This window comes from Legionella antarctica, from assembly GCF_011764505.1.
Taxonomy (GTDB): Bacteria; Pseudomonadota; Gammaproteobacteria; order Legionellales; family Legionellaceae; genus Legionella; species Legionella antarctica.
In genome coordinates, this window is sequence record NZ_AP022839.1 from 2924342 (window position 1) to 2948376 (window position 24035).

Genomic DNA, 24035 nt, shown 5'->3' on the forward strand with positions numbered 1-24035 from the left:
GGCTAATGTTCATCATAGCTTTGCATCACCAGATGGGTGTTGCTTCCTCCTGCACCATAACTTGAAACGCCAGCTAAATAGTACGGTTTTGTTTCGGGAAAATCTTGAAACTCCGTGGCAATATATAGTGGCGAGTCTTCCAACATAAAATCCGGATTCGGAGTCTCGAAGTTAATTGATGGAACAATAGCCTTATTTTTTAGCATCAGTACTGTTTTGATGATTGACGCCATACCGGATACAATACCCGTATGGCCCAGATTACTGATTACCGAGCTTATCGGACAACGATTGGTCATTCTAACGTCTTTAAATGCTTTTTTCAGTGCATATATTTCTGTCGCATCTCCTAGCTTGGTTGCGGCGCCATGAGCTGCAATATAGTCGAGATCACCTGGAGCAATACCTGCATTATTCCAAGCCGACTGCAGACAAGTATATTGACCATGAATTCCTGGTGCCATGAATCCTTCTTTTGAAGAATTACCATCATTATTCATAGCTGATCCGATAATCACCGCATGGATTTGATCATTATCTGCAATGGCATCTTCAAGCCGCTTTAAAACAACCAACCCAGCACCATTTGAGTATAAAGTACCGGAAGCTAAAGCATCAAAGGAATGGCAATGACCGTCAGATGAAAATAATCCGTTCTCTTCATAAATATAACCAGTTTCCTGGGGTAAATCGATTAAGACCGCGCCAGCAATTGCCATATCACATAGATTACTATTTAACTCGCGACAGCTCTGTATAACAGCGGTTAAAGAAGATGAGCACGCTGTATATAAATCAATTGAACTTCCTTGAAATCCAAATTGATAAGAAATATAAGGAGCAATGACTTTTGAATAATATCTTTCTATTGCTTTTTTAGTATCAATCGCCTGGTAATATGCGGCACCTAAGAAATGAGCGGCTGGTTGATTATTTGCGCCAATATAAACAGCCGTTTTTTTGATGTTATTTGACTCACTCCTCATCCTACTCAAAGCACAATGGGTTAAATGCGACATCACTTTACCCTGCACACCCAAGACTTCAAAATTTTTGGTAGTATTTTTAAATGGAGGGGTATTAAATGATTCTAAGTTATCTAATATTCCTCGGTAGGGTTTGTAGTGATCAGCAGTGATTAATTCCTCTGAAATACCTGATCGCCTTAACTGAACTGGTGAGAATTTACTGACAGCCTCTTTGCCAAACTTTAACAGATCCCAATATTCATCAAGATCATTAGCTCCAGGAAATTTTACTGCCATACTAACAATAGCAACTTTGTTTGAGTGGTCATTCACATCCATAATTTAAAGCCCCCATTTATGTGGTCTACTGACCACTTATCTCCAGAACGCCTACGTACCGAGACATCGAAAGACCCGTTGTCCACAGCTTCATTCAATTAGTTTTAATCTAGCCTATTTTAAATATAGGCTATGTTCTTAATTTAAATGAGATGGCTATCAAATCCTGGTCATCTTATTCCCTGCAGGTTACTTAGATTAAATGAAACTCATGAGTTGCGCTTTATCTATTTTTCCATTTTCTTTTCTTGGCAATGAACTTAACCAGATATAATGCTCAGGAACCATATAATCAGGAATTCTGGTTTTTAAAAACGATTTAAGCTCAGCATTGTTAAGCTTTATTTGTTTGTTATCAGCAATTAGAAACGCGACCATTCTATGATCAAGAGAATCCACTTTCTGGCAGACAACGACTGCATCCTGAATATTGGGATGATCTAATAAATGGTATTGTATTTCGTCTAATTCAATACGCATGCCATGTAATTTTACTTGATCATCCTTGCGGCCCAAAAATATTAATTCATTTTCTTTATTCCAACAGACTACATCTCCAGTGCGATACATTTTTTCTCCTGGCAGGTAAGGATTATCTAAAAACGATCCCTGGGTAAGTGCTGGATTATTTAAGTAACCTTGAGCTAATCCAATCCCGGAAATGAATAGTTCTCCTGGTTCGAAGCCCGTTGGATTGAGCTGCTCATCTAACACAAAAAGTTGAATATGCTGGATGGGCTTTCCAATTGGAATAGTGCGATAGTGTTTTTTTTTTTCACAAATAAAACAGGAAACATCTATTGTGGTCTCTGTGGGGCCATATAAATTGACTAATAGGGTTTCATGATCCCGAAATAGCTTATTAAATAAATTAACGCTTCTTGCATCCAGCGCCTCTCCGCTTGAGAACACATATTTTAAGGATTCCAAACGATTCATCAAAAAGTCTTCTTTAATATAACTTAAAAAGATACGTAATACCGAAGGTACAAAATGAATGACGCTTATCTGATATTGCTCAATCATACGAATAAATAACTTAATATCATGTTCTTTTTTTTGTGGTAAAAGAACCACTGCTGCACCCGCAACGGACCACCAACATGTCTCCCAAACCGAAATGTCAAAACAAATGTGCGTTTTATGAAACACGACATCATGAGTTTGTAATGGAAAGGTATGTTGCATCCATACAATCCGATTAACCAGGGCCAGATGGGAAATCATGACCCCTTTAGGTTTGCCTGTAGTACCTGAAGTGTACATCACATAGGCTAAATCGTGCTTCTCTCGAAGCAGGTTTAAATTACCCCATTGTTCATGGCTCGTGTTTTCATGAATGCTCAATATTTGAAGCTCATTTTTATCATCTAACTCATATTTTGCTGTCACTAATGAATTATCATCAACAATTAAAAATTTTACTCGCCCCTCTTCCAGGATAGTTTGATTTCTAATTGGAGGAGCCTGGGGATCCAACGGCAAATAGGCTCCCCCAGCCTTTAATACTGCAAAGATTGCCACTAACATGTCAAAAGAACGCATGAGTTGGATACCGACAATTCCATTTAATGACAACCCTCTTCTCTGCAAATGTCTTGCATATTGATTGGCTTGTTTATTAAAGGCATCATAAGAAATGTCACGATCTTCCAGATAAATAGCTGTATTTTCTGGATATTGCTTTACTTGCTCTTCGAATAGGGAACAAATTGTGGTGTATTGATCAAAGGATTTCATTTATAAATCCCCATACTAATTGACACAAAGCTTGGAAATGAGAATTTCGTGCATTTGTGAGGTTCCCTCGATAATCTCCATTACTTTAGCATCCCTATAATATCGTTCAACAGGATGAGTTTCCTCAAACCCAGCTGCACCAAATATTTGCAACGCATGATTAGATACAGATACTACCATTTTTGACGCAACGTATTTTGCTACCAAGGTTTCAGCAATATAAGCTGGATTTTTTTGCTGTCTAAGTAACCCTGCATAAAAACACAATTCTCGCGCAGCTTTAACCTGCACCACCATTTCAGTTATCATTTTTTGAATCAACTGATGCTCATCTAATGTTCGATTGAATTGTGTTCTTTCTTGAATGTAATCACGAGCTGCATCCAAACATGCTTGCCCTAAACCAACACATCCACACGCAGTGGTATAGCGTCCTTCATCCAAAGCAGTTTGGGTAACATAGGTTAAACCCATACCGATAGTGCCTAATAAATTTGTTTTAGGAATTGGGCAATTATCAAAAAATATTTCTGCCAACATATTCGAGCGTAAACCTAAAAAGCCAGACATCGGAGAAACAATCACACCTGGTGTATTTTTTTCAACTAAAACAGTAGTTAGGTGTCCCTGGTAGTTTGCTAAAACTAAAAACAAATCGGCTATTTGCCCTAAAGTAATGTATTTTTTACTCCCTTTTAGAATAAATTCACCGCTTATATCCAACAATTGAGTTTCAACATGTTCCAAATCACTACCAATATTAGATTCAGTTAATGCTATTGCAGCCAGGGTTTTCCCTGTTGCAATCCGGGGCAACCAATTTTTTTTCTGCGCTTCCGAACCAAACTGAATAAGTGACTTACTCACCATACCTAGTACCGTTAAAATATTTGCCAAGGAACAAAGCTCCTTGGCAAATGATTCATGCATTATACCAATGGTCAATTCATCCCATTGTTGCCCACCAAATTGTTTAGGAATACACGCGCCCAAAAAACCATTCTGGGCTAATGTATAAAAAAAATCACGGGGAATGCTTTGTTCTTTATCAAATATTTTCGAATGAGGGTGAAGCGAATTTTCTACGAAATGATTAAATAATCGCTTCTGCTTCATGTATTGATGTTGGTAATCAGGCAAAATTTCTCTCCTTAAGGTATATTGACTGGTCTTTCGATGTGTCGGAACAAGTCCCGGCACAACGGGTTTTTAAAGCTCAAAATTGTCAACAGACCCTGGCGAATGCCAACAGACCTTATTCATATTGATAAAATCCTTTTTTTGTTTTTTGTCCAAGAAGCCCAGCATCTACCATATTTTTCAATAACCAGCAGGGTCGGTATTTCGGATCGTTTAGCTCTGAATACAATGTTTCTAAAGAATAGAGAACCGTATCCAAACCAATTAAATCTGCAGTATGCAATGGTCCCATTTTATGTCCAAAGCATTGTTTAAATAGAGTATCTAGATCTTCGATTGATACAATGTTCTCCTGTATCATAAAGATGGCTTCATTAATAAAAATCATCATTGCACGATTACTCACAAAACCAACTGAGTCCTTAACAACGATCATTTTTTTGTGCACTTGATCCAGTAACGATTTAGTTTTTTCTATTGTCGATTCGTCAGTGTGATATCCCTTAATTACCTCTACCATAGGCATTATCGGCGCTGGGTTCATAAAGTGTACACCTATAACACGTTGAGGATGCTCAACCAGTGACGCTATTTTAGTAATCGAAATGGAAGAGGTATTTACCCCAAAAATACAGGTTGAGCTGCATTGTTTATTTAATAGTTGATACAAGGCTTTTTTTTGCTCCCAATTTTCAGGGATATTTTCAATAATATATTCAGATTGCTGCAGTCCATCCAACTTTGTTGTAAAAGAAATTGATGCCAACATTGTTTCAATGACCTGTTTAGAGGGCAAACTCTTGGTTACTACCTGATAGTGTAAATTTTTAGCTATAGTGTCTTTTGCTTTATCTAATTGAGATTGGAGATTATCAATTAAAGTGACATGAAATTTGTATTGCGCGAAAAGTTGTGCAATACCTGAACCCATTGTCCCAGAACCAAGAAGAGTAATTTTTTTTTGTCTCATGGTAGCGTGTCCAATCTGGATGTACTATACAGCCAAACTTTATCACAATTATCAAATTGAATTATAGTTTACTAAAAATAAAGTGAGCGATGTCATCAATACTAGTTAGCTGATTTGGATCAAACTCTCCCACATCAAGATCAATTTTATATTTCTTCTCTATAAAAACTAATAATTGAATGTAAAATAAAGAGTGCATTGCACCTGTATCAAAAATATTATCAGAATAGCCAATATCCCTAACTCTAAATGAATTGAGTAAAAATAGTTTTACTTCATTTTTAATATGCTGAATTTCCATCAGATCCTCCTGCTTATAAGAATCATCTTATTATTCAATACTAAGGCCTACGTATACGGATAAAAAAAGTGATGTATATTGATATTATGCAATTATAGGCAGCGTGTCTCTTTTCTTTTCAGATACTTACAATTGGCCAAAGTCCAGATACTAAGTTGAGGTTACAAAATTTTTTCCGGATCAATCATAGTTCTGCAGGCAAATCTTGACTCATAAATTCTACCCATGTTTTTACCTTCGGTTGCATATAGCGCCCGGGATGGTAATACAAAAATACTGGAATCGGTGGTACACGATAATGCTCCAGAACCTCTATTAATTCACCTTTAGCGAGAGCAGACGCCACTTGATAATGATGCAATGCAACAATGCCTAAACTGTTTATGGCACAATTCAACATTGCCTGAGCATCATTTAAATATAACAGAGGTTTAAAATAAACGACTTCTCCGGATTGAAAAATCCAACAATCATTAGGTGTTCTCATCGTATGGGTAATGTAGTCATGTTTTTGTAAATCAGAAGGTTGTTCAGGCCGACCATGAGCAGCCAAATAATCAGGAGAAGCACAAAATACATAGCGAGTCGATGTAATTTTCTTTTGAATTGAATTAGAGGCTACTTGTGCAGACATCCCAAATACCACATCCAAATCTTCTTCCAGGAGATGGGGTATTTGTTCGTCAATTTTTAAGTCCAGTATGACTTGCGGGTAAGCTACTCTGTATTCTGGTAAACGAGGTATTATAATGTGTTCCGCAAAATAACGTGCACTCTTCACGCGCAGTAAACCAGCCGGCTCCGATTTGGCAGCTGCAACAACACCATAAGCCTTCTCTAAAGCGAGTAAAACCAATAGAGCCTCATTGTAATAGTTTTCTCCTGTTTCGGTAAGGGTTACATGGCGTGTAGTTCGATTTAGGAGCATCACACCAAGATCAGCCTCCAGCAAGCTTATCTGCTTACTTACCGCGGCTCCGGAAATATGCAAAGCTTTTGCAGCTGCTGTAAAACTGGCACATTGAACTACTTTGCAAAAGGTTTGGATGAGTCCTAAGGTATTCACAGTGCGTTCCTAAATTTAATCGCAAATTGCCTCATGATAAGTATATAATAGCTTCTTTTCAACTTAGATTATCCAGGAGCAGAAATGCGTGCGTCTCAATGGTTTTTAGCAACCCTGAAAGAAACTCCTAATGATGCTGAAATTACCTCTCATCAACTAATGTTAAGAGCAGGTATGATTCGTAAGCTAGGCTCGGGGCTTTATACCTGGATGCCACTGGGCCTTAAAGTATTGCGTAAAGTAGAAAATATTGTCCGCGAAGAAATGGATCGGGCAAAAGCCATGGAAATATTGATGCCCGCGGTACAACCTGCAGAACTATGGCAAGAGACAGGACGATGGGATACTTTCGGCGGTCAATTACTGACCATGCGAGATAGCAATGAAAGAGACTATTGCTATGGCCCTACTCATGAAGAGGTCATCACTGATTTAATGCGTCATGAACTGCAATCTTACAAACAATTACCAGTAAATTTTTATCAGATTCAAACAAAATTCCGTGATGAAATCAGGCCACGCTTTGGTGTAATGCGTGCGAGGGAATTCATAATGAAAGATGCTTATTCCTTTCATCTAAGTCCTAAAAGTTTGCAGGAAACCTATCAAGCAATGTACCTGGCCTACAATCGAATATTTGATCGCATGGGTCTTAAGTATCGTGCTGTGGAGGCAGATTCGGGTGCTATTGGCGGCTCTGCTTCTCATGAGTTCCAGGTATTGGCTGAGACAGGTGAAGATCTGATTTTTTATAGTGATGCCAGCGATTATGCGGCAAATATTGAAAAAGCTACCAGTTTAAATCCCCCCAAGGCAAGCGAACCAACTACTGAAGCCCTGCAATTGGTTGATACTCCAGACGTAAAAACCATTACTGATGTTGCCAATTTCCTGAATATAGAGTGCAATCAAACGATCAAAACCTTGATTGTAAAAGGAAAAGAACATCCGATGGTGGCTTTGATTTTAAAAGGGGACGATGGACTCAATGAGGTTAAAGCCATAAAAAATCCTTTAATTGATTCACCCCTGGTCTTTATAGATGAAGAAACCGTTCTCAAAACTTTAAAAGCCCCAGTAGGCTCATTAGGTCCCATTAATTTGGATATCCCTGTCATCGTTGACCACTATGCTTTAGCTATGCCTTCTTTTGTTTGTGGGGCCAATCTTGCTGACAAACATTATATCAATGCAGCATGGGATAGAGATGCCAGTTATAACGAAGTAGATGATTTACGTAATGTTAAAGAAGGTGACCTTAGCCCTGATGGTAAGGGAAGGCTTCACTCTTGCCGTGGTATAGAAGTTGGCCACGTTTTTCAGTTGGGTGATAAATATGCCAAAGCCATGAATGCTTCCGTAATTAATGAGCAAGGTCAATTGCAAACCATGATGATGGGATGCTATGGTTTAGGCATTACACGGGTCGTCGCTGCAGCTATTGAGCAACATCATGATGATCGGGGCATTATCTGGCCTCAAGCTATAGCTCCTTTTCAATTGGTCATTATTCCAATTAATGGGCATAAATCTCAGGCTGTTAAAGATAAGGCCGATGCTCTTTATCGACAATTTAGTGATTTGGGAATAGATGTTTTATTGGATGACCGAAATGAAAGAGCAGGTATACTGTTTGCTGATAATGATTTAATCGGTATTCCTCATCGCTTGGTAGTCAGTGATAGAAACCTGGAACAGGCAATTGTGGAATATAAAGCCAGAACATCTAGCGAGTCCCAACAATTAAGTCTGGATGAAGTGATCAATTTTATTTCAGGATTGGTTCAATAGACGAATGACACTACCTTAAAGTATTGACCTACATACCACGATTTATGCGCGGTATGTAGCGCGATGTTTCTGCTAATTTGATTTTAAGACTTAATAGCAGACATCCCGCAATCACAGCTTTTCACAACAACTAAAAGCTTGACTTGTTGCTTCAAACTCATTCTCTTCTAATACAGAAGCCTCCATGGTTAGCTGTGTACCACTCAGACGAGCAAAAGACTGACTTGCCTTAAAATTTCTCAGCTCAATCTCAAAATCATAGAGCTGATCGAGATTTTCAAATCGCTTTATAAAAACACCATTTTTACTGTGTTCTTCATCTATTTTTTCTGCTAAATATTCGATTTGATCAGCCAAGGGTTTAGTACCATTAACAGCTTCGATTTCAAGAGCAGCCAAATGAGAGGCTAACTCTTGAATTTTTTTATCTATTTGCGGCTGCAGAATAGTACTTAACTGAGTATCAGGTATTCCCTTTAATCCAGCAAATTGATAACGCCAATCCTCACTTGTCTCTTGTGGAAATAACGGTCTGACCAATAATGACACAAATCTGGAGAAAAAGGATGGAGCGGGTTCTGAGTTTATTCCCCTTATTTTATTATATAATTCAATAAAATCTGATTTTAACTGCTGGTCTTTTAAGTGATTTATTTGCTCCAGAGTAAAATCAGTCGAATCAAAATCCTTTAATAAATTTCTATCAAAAAAGAGATTTTGTTCTTTTTCAGAAAAACCGTTTAAATCATCAGGTACTTTACCCGCAACATAATCTTTTAAAAGGAGTACTTCCTGAATTAGAGCATGATAACTTTCAGGAAATAACGATTGATCCACTTGTTTGTATTCTCTGGAGTGAAGCAAAGGTAATTGCTTTTGTTGTAATTCTTGCAATATACGGATTCGGGCATTATTTTGCTCTTGCAGGCTTTCTAAGCCTGTACGCTCTTGATTAAGAACTGGAACTCTTGAATTGTAACGCATAAAACTATCAAATAAAGGAATAGAGCCAGAACCCTCTATGATTAGATCATAATATTCATGAAATCCGGTATGAACAGGTGTTATCCTGACACTACCAACCACATACCCCTCTATTCCTTGAAAATGTTCCTGTAATTTCGCCGCTTTATAATCAAAATGATTGGTTTTCTTGATTAATTCCTGATGTTTTTGAGAAAATTTATTCCAAATAGTACGAAGCTCACCTCTCAACTCTATAACAGGTTTATAGACTTGCGAATTAGATTGATTTAATTCTTTACTGGTCCTGGAAAGAAAATAATATAAATCGTCAATAACATAGACTGTGTTGTTATCACGTTGAATAGAATGAATTTGATCTTTAATAGTATTCCATTGCAGATTATTTTCTAGCCATGGATTGTGTTGCTCCTCTATTTGGTTCAAAGCAGACTTAAATTGTTTTTTCATCAAATCAGAGTGCGCATCTTCTTGGCATTTATGAATAAAAGAACCATCCAATTGGTCTTGCCCACTTCCAATAACTGTTAACGTTTCTAACGTTTCTAACGTTTGATTAATCAAAGTACTGGTGTTTTGATGACCAAAAGAAAATATCCAAAGTCCTTCAAGTTGTGCTTGATGCTGAATCAAAAGTTTATAAAGATTTTTAAGTGCCAATTGCCGAGAAGGAGTATCCGTTGCCTTTTTTACCTCGTCAACAGCAATTAATATCTCTTGCGCTGCAGTTTTTACAGCAGTTCGTTCAAGCCAATAAAAGAAACCTCTATTCTCTTTGAGGGACCAAGATAAACTAAGCTCAAGATTTTCAGCGATTTCGAAGGCAACATTGCCTATGTATGTTCCTTTAAGCTCTTGCAACTCTTTAGTTTCAGGAATACCTGAATACTTGTAAATTCGTATCAATTCGCAAAGGATGGGTTGCATCCGATATTTTTCCGGAAGATCTCTCGCGTGATAATCTTTTAAAACTTGTTCAAGAGCTAAAAAATTTCCTGCTGTGCTCAGTCTTTTAATGAACAAATATTTTACATTGGCACTTAAAGAAGAGCGTTCGATTTCTCGAATAGTATCTTTAACCAGCAATTTAAGCTGACTCTTGGCAAAACCTGATCTGTATTCATTCTTTGAAACATCAGAGTAAACGAGCATGGCTCCGTTCACATCTAATCCAGAATCCACCACCCTGCTTGTTTTTTTCTGTTCAAGGGCTGTAGTTTTTTTATGATGACGAAGGGCTAGATTTTGGAGTCGCAATTGATCACTTAACATCACGCCTTCTAAATAGTTACGACGCAGTGCATTCACCGATTCTTCCTGAATTTTACTTTCGGTTTTTTCCTTAAGCACATTACGATGAGTTTTCCAAATTAACTCAATACCTTTTTCATAATCCTGTAATGCATTATCTAGTGCCGCTGTTTGTAATTTTTTATTACTATCGCGTCTTACGTAGGGATTGGAATAAACATGTCCAGGATCAGAGTCCGTTAAACATTTACTCCATTGATCAACAAGAGAAACTATCAAATCTTCTCTTTGCACAAATAACTCATGATCTAATTTTTTCCAAACATTTTGGGGGTAAAGCAGATGTAAAAATGCTTGCCATTCATCAAATTGCTTCAATACCGTCAGTTGCATGGTGGCAACTGTTTGAGTGTAGTAACGTTCAACCGCCAATTCCTGATTCTTTTTTCGCTGAATCCTGCCCACTTCATCCAGAATACTCTTTCGATTTGCTTCCGGCTGGAAAGGCCATGAATTTGAAAAAATTGTTCCTTCTTCCTCATAGATAGCAACATATTGGCCGGGTTTACCATTAGGTGATAATTGATCGATAAACTTGCCTGTTTTACCGGGTGCCTCAAGAAACGTTTGAATACCTAAAAATCCATGTTCATGTTCTGTATTAAAAGTAATATCTTTAATTAATAAAGATGTAGCAATCGTAATAGTGTTTATTTGACCCGCACAATTTACTGCCCAATTTATTCTGGTTTCTTCTGATTCCTCACCTGTGAAAGCGCCCATCCTAATGTCATTGCCATCATTTTTAAATTGGTTACTTAACTCATGGAATAAGTCTTTCACATGGTTTTCATCAGTCGCGAGCAAGACCACAGGTTGACCCGATCGAGCCTGGGTCACAATTCTCTTTATCTTTTCCAGATGCTCTGCTTTTTTAACAACGAGTGGCGTGTCAATTGAGTCACGTTCACTTTTTTTGTGATGCGAGGGCATTTGGAATGCAACCTCAGCATTTAATAGATTATTCTGATCATCTAAAGAGCGAGCTATGCGGGTAAAAATACCAACGATACGGCCATGTTCTTTATAATGGTCAAATAAATCTTTGGCGGGTACTGAATCTATAATTTCCGTTTCTGATTCAATCAAAAAAGTCTTGGAAGGATATTTTTTTTGTAAATGAGCATGTATAAAGTGCTGTGCATCTCTGCCGAATATGCAATCCGTTTGGGGAACTGATTGATATCCAGGTACCGCAATACCAGAGGTTTGAGTTAAATAAACATCAAAATCCTCACCTTCCACTAATTGCTGGACTCTGCATGCCAGATTAATCCAGGAATTGAGTTTTAAATCTGATAAATCTATTAACTGTTCGCGTTGCAATTCAGTCGTTGCGTGTGTATTAAGAAATCGTTTTAAATTCTCTCTATCTTGCTCCTCATCCCACACATCACCTGATGAGGAATCTAAATTTTTAAACTCTTTTTGTTTAATAAATTCATCAACTAAAGGATAAATCCATATATAGGGATTGGGTACAGTCTCATTCAAATCATCTTCATTTTTACTGTTCTCTACAAGATCAAATACTATTCTGTCATCTACAGTGGAAAAATCTATTGCATTGATAATTAAGTTACTTGATAATGGCTGCCCCAGTTTTTTGACTGTTAAAGCGTCACTTTCGCTAGTAGCACGTGAGCGATAAATAACCAAATCAACAACAGTTGAATAATTAATGCCTCCAACCTGAAAAGTTCCTGCTGGATCATCAGCCTCTATTACTGCTGTGGGAATATCAAGCACAGTAAAAAAATGATTTACTCCGTTATCCAGATAATTCTCTTTTACTAACCCTCTATTACCCATGCACACATCTACTGTACCGCCATCAGCTGCAACCCACTGCATAGCTGCCAACAGAGGGGTGGTGGCATTTTTTCTTTCCTCGCTACCAATTTCTAATAACATGTTAGACTGTTGATTTTGCATGGACATTAAAATCGATAAGATCTGCGTTGTATCAATGAATTGGCCTGTAGTACGGAAGTATTGCTCTCGCATCACTGCCAGTAAATTTAACTGTGCTTTCGTTTTTGCATGTTCAATCAAAACTGGATTTCTTACTCGAGCAATTAATAACTTTGATAATGTATTTAATTCTGACCTGCTGACATTGGTTAGATTAGTGTACTGTTTATTGTCAACAGTTAAAGGATGGTCCTTACCTATCGCATTAATATAAATTACTTGCTGAGCAAGGCTATGCAGAGGCGCGTTGGTTAAACGGCCTTCGTCAACCAAATTTTTCATTTTGGTTATTACTCGATGTACCTGAGCAGTATCAAATTGCTCCTCAAGAATTTTTTGGGATGATTTGATTAAGATCCCATGCGTGTCATATTGAGGCGCTCGTATTGCTTTAGGATCTTTATCAAAAAAATCAATATATTTTTTTAGTTCTTTTTTATTCTTACCCAGCTCAATAACCAATTGGTTTAAATCTGGATAAGGCAGATTATCAAATAAACTAGCAATCGAATTCAGCATAGTTCCATGAGCTACAAGACCCTTGTGTAAATCCAACAATAATCCTAAATCTTCTGATTTTGAATTTTCTCCAAAAGAGATAAGAATTTTCATCCATAAGCTTAAAGTATGCTCATTAGTTAACTCTAACGTTCCAAGCAAATTATGAAATCGTATCAATTCATACGTACCGTTCGCCCTGTAAGCTTTTAAGAGCAAAGTTAACCCATAAACTAAAGTAGGCACTTCTTTGCCTTTCGTTGCAATCACTGCATTAAGCTTATCAGTTAATGATCTCAGTAGTGCTGAATCAAGCTCAGGATCTGCCTGTTCAACGACCCTATGTACCAGATCTATTATTAAGCCGTCTTCTGGGGCAAACGTGGATAAACCAGTTGTCTTTGCTCTTCTTTCAGCAGTTTTTTCAAGAGGTCGTTTGAAGATCTGTAAACCCAAGGGACTTACTTTTTTTTCTTCAACCCAGTTTTTTTTCGCTTTTCTTATACTGACGGGCAGTTCTTCTGTAAAATCAGAACAACCATGTTGACCTGTATTTTTCAGATAGACTTTATTGAGCAATTGATTAAAAGCCGCTTGCTTTTTACTTAAAGGTTCAGGTATTAAATTAAGCTTGTAAATACAACGGCGTTCTGTTTGAAGAAAATCAATCAGATCGCTATTATTCTGTGAGTTGATCGCATCATAATTGATTTTCAAATGCACTGTTGCTGGCAACGGATCTTTTTCATAGTTAGTTTCTAAATAACTCGTAAAATCTTTAATACTAGTAAAGCTTAATTCATTTAGAATAATCTTCATGTAGACACTTCTCCCAATAATAAATGTCTTTATAGCTAGTTATTGCACAAAATCATAGCATACGAATGCTTAAGAAAATATGAAATAAAGATTCAAGATAAAAAGAGTTATTCGTTCATGAGAATAAAATAAGGGGCGTTGAGATGCCAAACATCATTAAAGCAGAAGTACCGAGTTTAACAATTGTTGGGTATAGGCGTGCTGTGGTTGCTTAAGGATGTGTTCACAGGTCCCAAACTCAACGGCCAGACCGTCTTTCATTACCAATACCTCATCTGCAATGTATGATACAACGCTCATATTATGAGTAATAAACAAAAAAGAGAGGCCAGTTTCCTGTTGTAATTCTTTTAATAAATTAAGAATTTGTGCTTGAACAGAGATATCCAGCGCACTGGTTGGTTCATCGCAAATTAAAATATCAGGTTCTGTAGCTAAGGCCCTGGCAATACAAATTCGCTGTCTTTGACCTCCCGAAAATTGATGAGGGTATCGATCTAAACTGGTACTGGGTAAATTAACCAGATTAATCAGCTTTTTCTGCCTTGTTCTGATAATTGCTGGCTTCATTCCCTGGGCCTGCATGCCCTCAGCTATTATTTCTCCTACCGTCATGCGCGGATTCATAGAAGAAAAGGGATCTTGAAAAATAATTTGAACTTTTTTTCTATATTGCCTTAAAGCCTTCCAGCCAAGAGATAAAACATCTTGATCCCTATAAATTATCTTTCCACCAGCTGCAGGTAATAAACGCAATAATGCCCTGCTGGCACTGGTCTTTCCACAACCGGACTCGCCAACTAAAGCTAAAGTTTTTCCTTGCTTCAAACGAAAAGACAAATCATCAACGGCCTTAAATATAACTTTGGGACTAAATATTCCTTTTTTTTGCTCAAAATGCACCGATAAGTTCATTACTGTAAATATGGTTTCGGCTTGTTCACGAGCAGTATCCCAAACCAGTTTATTTTTCTCTAATAAAGGTAATTGTTTCAATTCAGGATATAAATGACAACGTAAACTACGATTATTTATTGGTTGTAATTGCGGTTCTTCAACAGTGCATCGTTCAAATGCATAGATACATCGGGGATGAAATCGGCAACCTGATGGTAAAGCATCTAAAGTAGGTACACTACCGGAAATCACCGATAGTTTTTCTTCACGTTTAGCAAAAGAAGGTAACGATGCGAGCAATTGCTGAACATAAGGGTGGCCAACCTGAGAAAAAAATTCATCGACTAACGCCTGTTCCACAACTTGTCCTGCATACATCACACATACTCTGTCTGCCATTTCCTTTACTACACTCAAATCATGAGTAATCAATAATAAACTCATCTGATGTATGCGTTGTATTTTTTTCAATAAAGCCAGAATTTGCGCTTGAATTGTCACATCAAGAGCAGTAGTAGGTTCATCTGCAATTAGGATATCCGGCTTGCATGCTAAGGCCATGGCAATAACCACGCGTTGCTTTTGTCCACCAGAAAGTTGATGCGGGTATTGATGAATTCTTATTTGCGGTTGAGGCATTTCTACTTCGTTCAGAAGATCTAAAAGTGCCTCTTTAAGTTTAGTTGCTGAACACGCATGGTGCCTTACCAGAATTTCAGAAATTTGTTCACCTATCGTCATCACGGGATTTAAAGCAGTCATAGGCTCCTGGAAGATCATTGCCAGTTTACGCCCCCTTAACTGCCTCATCATATGCTCAGGCAAAGTTAAAATATCTTCTCCATTAACACTGATTTGGCTGTCAATGCCATAAACACCTGTTCGAGGCAGCAGACGCATCAAAGCCAAAGAAGTCAGCGACTTCCCACATCCCGACTCACCTAATAAAACCAAAGTTTCACCTGGATTTAGGTTAAAACTAACCTTGTCTATTGCCGAGATCATTTTATTAGGACTTTGGAAGGCAACTGATAATTGATGTATTTCTGCTATATTTTGCATGTTTTAATCGTCTATTTACAATTCGTTCACTGTACCAAGAGAATGGTTTAACTGGCAACTAAACAGATAATGGTAAAAATAACAAAAAATATAAATTCATTTTTTCAATTTTTATGTAACCTACTCAGTTCGTAAGTGAATTATGTTAAAATGGATCTAGTTTATCATTGAGTGAATACCATGGCAGAAACTTACAATGCGGAAGCGATTGAAGTCTTAAATGGCCTTGAGCCTGTTCAACGACGTCCCGGTATGTATACCGACACTACCCGCCCAAATCATTTGGCACAAGAAGTCATAGATAATAGTGTCGATGAAGTACTCGCCGGATTTGCAAGCCATATCCGAGTAACTCTTTTTGAAGACGGTTCAGTTGAAGTTGAAGATAATGGACGAGGTATGCCCGTGGATTTACATCCTCAGTTAGGTTTGAGTGGTGTTGAGGTGATCATGACTCGTCTTCACGCCGGCGGCAAGTTTTCTGATAAAAACTACAGCTTTTCTGGTGGACTGCACGGGGTTGGGGTATCAGTGGTGAACGCTTTGTCTGAGCGCCTTGATGTGACAATTAAACGTAATGGTATTGTCTACCAAATGTCATTTGCGAATGGTGATAAACTATGTGAGTTAAATGAAGCAGGCATCACTAAAAAACGAGAAACAGGGACAATTATTCGTTTTTGGCCTAATGCCAAATATTTTGATACAACTAAAATATCTTTAAAGCATCTTACTCATGTATTAAGAGCAAAAGCGGTTCTATGCACTGGTTTGTCTATGACCTTTATCAATAAGACAACGAATGAAGAAACTTATTGGTGTTATGAACACGGCTTAACGGATTACTTAAGCCAGACATTACCTGACAATTACCTACCAGAAGAACCTTTTTCGGGCGAATTTAAAAATGATGAAGCCACCGTGGATTGGGCTTTGGTTTGGTCAGAAGCCGCGAACAGCAGCTTAAATGAAAGCTATGTCAACCTGATTCCAACAGTGCAAGGTGGAACCCATGTTAATGGATTACGCTCTGGCTTGTTTGATGCCATGGCTGAATTTTGTGAATTAAGGAATCTGTTACCCCGTGGCGTGAAACTAACCGCTGATGATCTCTGGGAGCCCTGTCAGTATGTCTTATCAGTTAAAATGAAAGAACCTCAATTCGCCGGACAAACTAAAGAACGATTAAGCTCACGGCAAACAGCTGCCTTTGTAAGTAATGTAATCAAAGATGCTTTTTCTTTATGGTTAAATCAACATCGAAACCAAGGTGAGGCAATAGCTTCATTAGCAATAGACCGCGCACAAAAACGTTTAAAACAGGCGAAGCAAGTTGCCCGAAAACGTGTCAGTCAAGGACCCGCTCTTCCCGGTAAACTGGCAGATTGTTTGCAAACAGATTTAAGTCAGGCTGAATTATTTTTAGTTGAAGGGGATTCAGCAGGAGGCTCTGCAAAACAAGCACGTAATAAAGATTTTCAGGCTATCTTACCCTTACGGGGTAAAATTCTTAATTCCTGGGAAGTGGACTCCAACCAGGTCCTGGCCTCCCAGGAAATTCATGATATTTCGGTAGCCATAGGAGTTGATCCAGGCTCTGATGATCTTACAGGCCTGCGTTATGGTAAATTATGTATTCTCGCTGATGCGGACTCGGATGGCGCTCATATCGCCACCCTGATTTGCGCCTTATTTTTACGACACTTTAAACCGTTGGTTAAAGCTGGACATGTTTTTGTCGCTATGCCCCCACTATTTAGAATTGATGCCGGAAAAATTGTCCATTATGCCCTGGATGATGAAGAAAAAAATCGTGTTGTTGAGCATCTATCTAGAACAACAAAAGCAAAAGTAAACGTCCAACGTTTTAAAGGCTTAGGTGAAATGAATCCTATTCAATTACGGGAAACTACTATGGATCCGGATACTCGACGCCTGATTCAACTCACTCTTGATGATGAAGAAGGCACCGAAGCGCTTATGGATATGTTGCTCAATAAAAAACGCGCTGGGGATAGAAAAATCTGGCTGGAAACCAAAGGTAACTTGGCAGAGGTCTAATTGCAAGGAGCCCGTTGGCTAAAGGCCTATCCTCTGATTTGTTCGAATGGATTTTTTTGGATAACGATCTGGTTATAGGTGTCATTCCTAGTCTATTTTTCTGCTTTAGTGCCTGGGCGCGGTAAGCAGACAACAGGGGTATCAATCAATCCTAAAGGGTTATAAGTTTCTTTTTTACCCCGATACATCAGCTGGAAAATGACGAAACATAGATGACCCAGGCTATATATTTTTCAATTCCACTTTAATAACGGCACTATATTAGAGTAATCATCCGTCCATAAAAACTGCTTCTTTTCATCCGTTGGCCGCCAAGCATTATCTGTTAATTCAAGAATTAAATCTTGGTTGGAAGTAAGGACAGCCCACTCGGATTGAAACTGTCCAAATTTGGAATTTCCCTTATCCAACAAATACAATACCTGTAGATTTAAAAAATGCCCTGCTGCATTAAGGACAGGTAATAAATCAAGATGCCTGTTACTAATATTGACTAATATAACACCATCAGGAGCGATTTTATTCTTATAAAGAGTAAATGCTTCCAGAGTCATCAGATGTACAGGAATAGAGTCTGAATTAAACGCATCCAGGATTAATAGCTTCTGTGATCCGTCAGCTATTTTTGCTAAAGCCAGTCGTCCATCATTTTTGATGATTTCTGTATGGGGATGACAGTCACGCAAATAGGTAAACAGTTCAGTATTTTTTGCAATATCAACCATTTGCTGGTCAATCTCAATAACGTTGACAAAATCTGCTTTACGAAATTGACACAGCATAGTTCCGGCTCCTAACCCTATAATAGTCACAGACATCGAATGAAACTGCTTTTTCATCGTTTCAACCACAGCCCTAGTTGCGCCGTAATATGATCTATAGCCACTGATTGGTTTCTTCTCATTGAGAAATTGTAATCCATGAACAGTAGACTGACTAACCAACGCATGCACCTCCTGTTTTGCCAGCACCTGCTTTACCCCATAGAAGTTACGTTGTTGCAATAAAATCTTGTTTTGATTAAACAGGGGTAAAAAAATTAGTGAGAATAAAATAGACATCGAAATAAACAAACAAAGTTTGTTTTGTCGCACTAAAATTATCAGCCCTAAGGCTATAATTGCAATCAGTTGAAAAGTGGAGGTTCCCTTAATGCTAGGAATAAAATAGTGGACTACAACCAGGGCTAAAATCAATAAAGGCAGCCAAGCTGCTGACTTGTATTTCGTAGCAGGCAAAACAAGTAAACTTAACAATATAGCTAAAGGATATTCATAAACCTGGTTAAACAAGTGTGGCGCTAAAATTCCATTAAAAATACCAGCCAACACACCACCAATGGCCAAACAAAAATAAAACAAGGTAAGTGATTGAGGTTTGGGTCTTCTCTGAAATAATTGGCCATGACAAAGAACCGCTAAAATAAAGAAACTTGCTAAATTAAACAGTACCATTTCCCAAGCCTTCAACTCACTTACACCGAGGATAAATCCGAGAATGGTAAATATCAGGAAAAACATATAGTTTCTAATAACCCATGTCTGGGAAATTAAAGGTTTTTTGGAAAATGTGACCACAAAGGAAAGTAGATACAAGGCAAGTGGCAAGACCCAAAATAAAGGCGTAGCTGCTACATCTGTTGTAATATATAGAGTGACGCCCAACATCAAACTACACGGGATAAAACTTAAAAAAACCCAATACAACATCTCCTGCCAGTGTTCTATCGTTACCTTTTTTTCTGTTTGAGGTAAAGGCTGATATCGAGCTGCAAACAGGATAATCGTCAATAAACACAAATAGCAAAAATAACCTATGCTCCAAAGATGAAATTGAATAGATAAACCCATAAAGCGTTCAATCACCCAAGGATAGAGAATTAAAGCCAATAAGCTACCTAGATTACTGGCTATGTATAAAAAATAGGGATCTGTAGCTCCTTTTCCCTGAGTCTGGCTGTATGCAAATTGCAACAATGGTGCTGATGCCCCAATAACAAGTACGGGTAAGCCTATTTGAGTAAATAGGTTATGCAAAATACCCCATTCGGGTTGAACATCCATATTTAATGGGTGAAATATAATCGGAAGAGCTATTAAACTTAAGACAACCAGTACCGTATGTATCAAACGCCATACAGTAGGTTTGTTAAAGAAGCTTAGCAACCAGACATAACCATATGAAACCAGCATTACAAGCTGAAAAAAAAGCATACATACTGTCCATACAGCTGGAGTGCCACCATAAACGGGTAGCAACGTTTTAGCCACCATTGGCTGAATGCTGAATAACAGTACTGCGCTTAAGAATAAGCTTACCGGGAATAAAAAACCTAACACTAGCAACCCTTGGAAAATAATCTATTAAAATCAACTGGATATAGCGAATCCATTCTGTCTTCCTATTCTAATAGAATATTATTATTGAATCCATCCTTTGTAATAAAGCGCGGTATGAAGGAGTGGAGTTTTCAAACACAGTGCGTCACATAGCTTTATTAAAGACGCAGCTGCAAATCAGAAAATTAATTTGGCATTACCACGAGGGCAGAACCACTTCAAGGATAAACTTTAATTATGAAGCTTATGCCGATTTATTCTAGATCATTAATGAAGCTTGCTCAGCACTCGCTTTAAGCGGCGTTCCGGGATTCCGAACCCCAAAATAATAATTTAATTTTTAGATATGAAATTCGGTGTCATTCCCCTCATCGTCACCCTCCATGACTGAATTGGTTGACCCTTGAAAATTACTTGACTGCAATCTATTCTGCATTTTATCAACCCATCCTTAAACGAGCAGATTGGTGCGTTGCTGGCACTTCCAGTCCAAAGCTTTGCAGTAAGGTTTGACCAATCTCATAGACTTGCTGCAATCCTTTGGTTTTGTCATTGGAATAAGAATAGTCCGTCCAAGCTCTTTCTTCTCGGGCCAAGAGTCCTTCTATGGCTTTCCATTGTGCATAGAATTTCGTTCTTTTCAATGACAGGTCATATTCCTCCAATTCACTCCCATAAAATTGAAAGTTAGAAGAATGAGAAAGGTATTGAGAATAGACATCAAAGGCTTCATCTATGGAGCGCATAGCCTCACCCCATTCGTTTTTATTGCCTGGGTAAATTGTCTCATTTTCTAGCATAAAATCGTACAATAATTGGATGGAAGGTTTCATGAACGCCTGCATATTGGCGATGAGGTTTCGATTGAGCTTTGCTTGGATGAATGGTTTAAGGAATAAAGGATGGGCACGGTGTAGTGCTTTTCTATCTCTGCGGCAGCTGCCGAATTGACTAAAATCCATATCCTCAAACCCTAGGACATAGCCAATTTTATCGGCCTGATCTGCATTTTTCCTTAGTACTCGTCCGGCCATCTGAACGTATATGTCAGGATTGCTACATTTTTTAGCAATGATAGTCCAGTTCAAGCGAGGATCATCAAATCCGACTAAGCACATCCCCACGGCGAGAATGACGGCTCCTTCGTGATGTTGTTTCGCTGAAAAAGCTTTTATTCTCTGCTCAAGCCCTGAGCTGTTAATTTTAGAGTTAATGGTAAACGTTGCAATGTTGGCCTCTCTAAGAATCTTTTCAGCCCGTTCAGTATCCGCAATGTGGGGTAAATAAATAATCCCTTTTAAATCAAGGAGAAATTGACCGTTAGGATGACGTTTTGTTCTCAGAATTGAGGGCATTTGATCGATAAAGGAATTCAGTTCTTGCGGCGGTGATATGGAGCATTTAAATCGCTCTATAAGCAGTGGGGCCAGCACTTTATCTTCCGTTGCTTCCTCTCGGCTATAGCAGTAAGTTCGCTGAGGAAAGATGTCACTCATTGGCGGAGTTGCAGTGAGTCCAATGGTTGGACAATCACTCATCTCCATGAATTTTTTAAGCGTGTCCTTATTTGTAAGGTGAGATTCGTCAGCCATCGTTAGAACAACGTTCATCAGCTTCGACATGCTACGCGTTATGTATTGACCAAAGCTTTTGGAGCAAAAAATAAAAATGCCTTTGTTATTCGTCAGGTCGCTATCGATGACTTTTTGTACGGAAGCATTGTTTGCCTTTGAGCTGACTTTGATGATGCGATCGACAGGAATGTTTAGGTGGTCTTCGTTCCCAAATCGATTGCAATAGTCAATCATGTCCTCATAGGTTTGAGTAACCAGACTTTGGAATGGCGTAACAATGATGATAGAGCCATTGCCTGGGCGGTTATACATGAGATTGGCCAGAACAAATTGAATCATGGTTTTGCCTGTGCCTGTTGCCAGCACCAAGCTTCCATTTTTTTGGGTGAGGTTTTGTAAACTCTGGATGGCTTGTTTTTGATGGGGGCGCAAGTAGGGAAACGCTTGCAAATTCTCTTCAATGGCCGTTTTTAAAGAGTCTAGGGGAGATAATGGCGAAACTTCGGCATCCATACGGTTTGATGTGGTCAAGCAAATTGATACACACCAGTTAAGCGACTTTTTTTAATTGTATTATTTGCTCATTTTCAAACTGATTTGGACTTTTATATCCAAGGAATGAATGTAAGCGGTTACTGTTATAAAACATTGTAATATAATTCAGGATGTCTTGTTGTGCCTCAAAGCGAGTTTGGTAATTGCGCCATTGGACTCGCTCTTGTTTTAACCTCCCGAAAAAGCTTTCAGCAACAGCATTATCCCAGCAGTTACCTTTACGACTCATACTACCGATGCAACCATAAGTAGTTAATAGCATGCGATAAGCATTACTCGCATATTGAACGCCTCGATCGGAATGGGTTATTACTCCAGTATTGGGTTTGCGTTGCCAAAGCGCCATTTTAAGGGCGTCACAAGCCAGGCTTGCCTTCATCCGCGAACTCATACTCCAACCGATAACTTTTCTTGAAAACAAGTCGATAACAACAGCTAAATACAACCAACCCTCTTGTGTCCAAATATAGGTAATATCGGAGGCGTAAGCTTGATTAGGCTTTTCTACAATAAACTGTCTATTAAGTACATTTTCAAATATAGGCTGCTTATGCTTGCTGTTTGTTGTTACCCTATATTTCTTTCTGTAACGTGCGTGTATTCCTGCTTCCTTCATTAGATTTCGGGCTTTATTTCTCCCAACAGGATAACCTAATGCATTTAATGCTTTTTTCATTCGACGGCTTCCATAAGTATAATGGCTTGATTCTGCTAATTTTTTAACCCAATCAAGCATCTCCACATGCAATGGATCTGGTGGTTTATTACATTTAAGATAATTGTAAAAACCACTTCTTGTAACACCCAGCAATTGACACATCACGTCAATTGGCCAGGCCTTCTTATTCTGGGCAATAAATGAATATTTCACTTCATTTCTTTTGCAAAGAAGGCCGTCGCCTTTTTTAATATTTCTTTTTCCATTGTTACGCGTCTTAATTCTTCTCGTAAACGACGTATCTCTAGTTGTTCGTCAGTTAATTTACCATTACCTCTAAATGCTTGCCCTTCCTCTTTGGAGTGTTCTTTGATCCACCGGCTTATCAACCTGGAATCAATGCCCAGACTTTGTGCAGCTTCTGATTGCGTATAATTCTGCTCCAAAACAAGACTAATAGCGTCTAGTTTAAATTCTTTAGTATATTTCGTTGCACCCATTTTATTACCTCCAGTTAAGATGATTATCTCTTATCTGGAGTGTACAAATCCATTAGACCACATCAATTACATTTAAGATAATTGTAAAAACCACTTCTTGTAACACCCAGCAATTGACACATCACGTCAATTGGCCAGGCCTTCTTATTCTGGGCAATAAATGAATATTTCACTTCATTTCTTTTGCAAAGAAGGCCGTCGCCTTTTTTAATATTTCTTTTTCCATTGTTACGCGTCTTAATTCTTCTCGTAAACGACGTATCTCTAGTTGTTCGTCAGTTAATTTACCATTACCTCTAAATGCTTGCCCTTCCTCTTTGGAGTGTTCTTTGATCCACCGGCTTATCAACCTGGAATCAATGCCCAGACTTTGTGCAGCTTCTGATTGCGTATAATTCTGCTCCAAAACAAGACTAATAGCGTCTAGTTTAAATTCTTTAGTATATTTCGTTGCACCCATTTTATTACCTCCAGTTAAGATGATTATC

13 protein-coding genes and 1 pseudogene are annotated in these 24035 nt (G+C 38.3%); 2 read left to right on the forward strand and 12 right to left on the reverse strand.

Going from position 1 to position 24035, the window contains the following annotated elements:
• Positions 1-2: 2 nt before the first annotated feature.
• From HRS36_RS13850 to HRS36_RS13875, 6 genes are all read right to left on the reverse strand, one after another.
• A complete protein-coding gene (locus HRS36_RS13850) occupies positions 3-1307 on the reverse strand; it encodes a beta-ketoacyl synthase N-terminal-like domain-containing protein (protein WP_173237756.1) in 1305 nt (434 codons plus the stop codon).
• A gap of 198 nt (positions 1308-1505) precedes the next feature.
• Positions 1506-3047 carry an amino acid adenylation domain-containing protein gene (locus HRS36_RS13855; RefSeq protein WP_173237757.1) on the reverse strand — a complete coding sequence of 514 codons (1542 nt, stop codon included), beginning with the start codon at positions 3045-3047 and terminating at the stop codon, positions 1506-1508.
• A gap of 15 nt (positions 3048-3062) precedes the next feature.
• A complete protein-coding gene (locus tag HRS36_RS13860) occupies positions 3063-4187 on the reverse strand; it encodes an acyl-CoA dehydrogenase family protein (RefSeq protein ID WP_173237758.1) in 1125 nt (374 codons plus the stop codon).
• Between the two features lie 115 nt (positions 4188-4302).
• Positions 4303-5157: a 3-hydroxyacyl-CoA dehydrogenase family protein gene (locus HRS36_RS13865; RefSeq protein ID WP_173237759.1), complete on the reverse strand. Its 855-nt coding sequence runs from the start codon at positions 5155-5157 to the stop codon at positions 4303-4305.
• Positions 5158-5218: 61 nt separating this feature from the next.
• Positions 5219-5458, reverse strand: a complete 240-nt coding sequence (locus HRS36_RS13870; RefSeq protein ID WP_173237760.1) for a phosphopantetheine-binding protein — start codon at positions 5456-5458, stop codon at positions 5219-5221.
• Positions 5459-5642: 184 nt separating this feature from the next.
• Positions 5643-6524, reverse strand: a complete 882-nt coding sequence (locus HRS36_RS13875; RefSeq protein WP_173237761.1) for a LysR family transcriptional regulator — start codon at positions 6522-6524, stop codon at positions 5643-5645.
• Between the two features lie 84 nt (positions 6525-6608).
• Between HRS36_RS13875 and HRS36_RS13880 the strand changes: the two genes are divergently transcribed.
• A complete protein-coding gene (locus HRS36_RS13880) occupies positions 6609-8315 on the forward strand; it encodes a proline--tRNA ligase (protein ID WP_173237762.1) in 1707 nt (568 codons plus the stop codon).
• Between the two features lie 111 nt (positions 8316-8426).
• On the opposite strand, the gene HRS36_RS13885 is transcribed toward HRS36_RS13880, so the two are convergent.
• Complete coding sequence (locus HRS36_RS13885) at positions 8427-13901, reverse strand: hypothetical protein (RefSeq protein WP_173237763.1); 5475 nt, start codon at positions 13899-13901, stop codon at positions 8427-8429.
• Positions 13902-14057: 156 nt separating this feature from the next.
• A complete protein-coding gene (locus tag HRS36_RS13890) occupies positions 14058-15860 on the reverse strand; it encodes an ABC transporter ATP-binding protein (protein ID WP_173237764.1) in 1803 nt (600 codons plus the stop codon).
• A 180-nt stretch (positions 15861-16040) separates the two neighbouring features.
• Between HRS36_RS13890 and parE the strand changes: the two genes are divergently transcribed.
• On the forward strand, positions 16041-17921 hold the full coding sequence (gene parE / locus HRS36_RS13895; protein ID WP_173237765.1) for a DNA topoisomerase IV subunit B: 1881 nt from the start codon (positions 16041-16043) through the stop codon (positions 17919-17921).
• Between the two features lie 233 nt (positions 17922-18154).
• On the opposite strand, the gene HRS36_RS13900 is transcribed toward parE, so the two are convergent.
• From HRS36_RS13900 to HRS36_RS13915, 4 genes and pseudogenes are all read right to left on the reverse strand, one after another.
• Positions 18155-20260 (reverse strand): spermidine synthase, encoded by a 2106-nt coding sequence (locus HRS36_RS13900; protein ID WP_173237766.1) that lies wholly within the window; start codon positions 20258-20260, stop codon positions 18155-18157.
• 440 nt (positions 20261-20700) lie between these two features.
• A complete protein-coding gene (locus tag HRS36_RS13905; protein ID WP_173237767.1) occupies positions 20701-22347 on the reverse strand; it encodes a DEAD/DEAH box helicase in 1647 nt (548 codons plus the stop codon).
• 37 nt (positions 22348-22384) lie between these two features.
• Positions 22385-23547 (reverse strand): IS3 family transposase gene (locus HRS36_RS13910; RefSeq protein ID WP_226905474.1). Its coding sequence is split into 2 segments (ribosomal slippage): positions 22385-23286 and positions 23286-23547, totalling 1164 coding nucleotides; the frame shifts between segments, so codons are not numbered across the junction.
• A gap of 71 nt (positions 23548-23618) precedes the next feature.
• Positions 23619-24007 (reverse strand): annotated as a pseudogene (locus HRS36_RS13915) (transposase); the annotation flags it as partial.
• Positions 24008-24035: the final 28 nt, after the last annotated feature.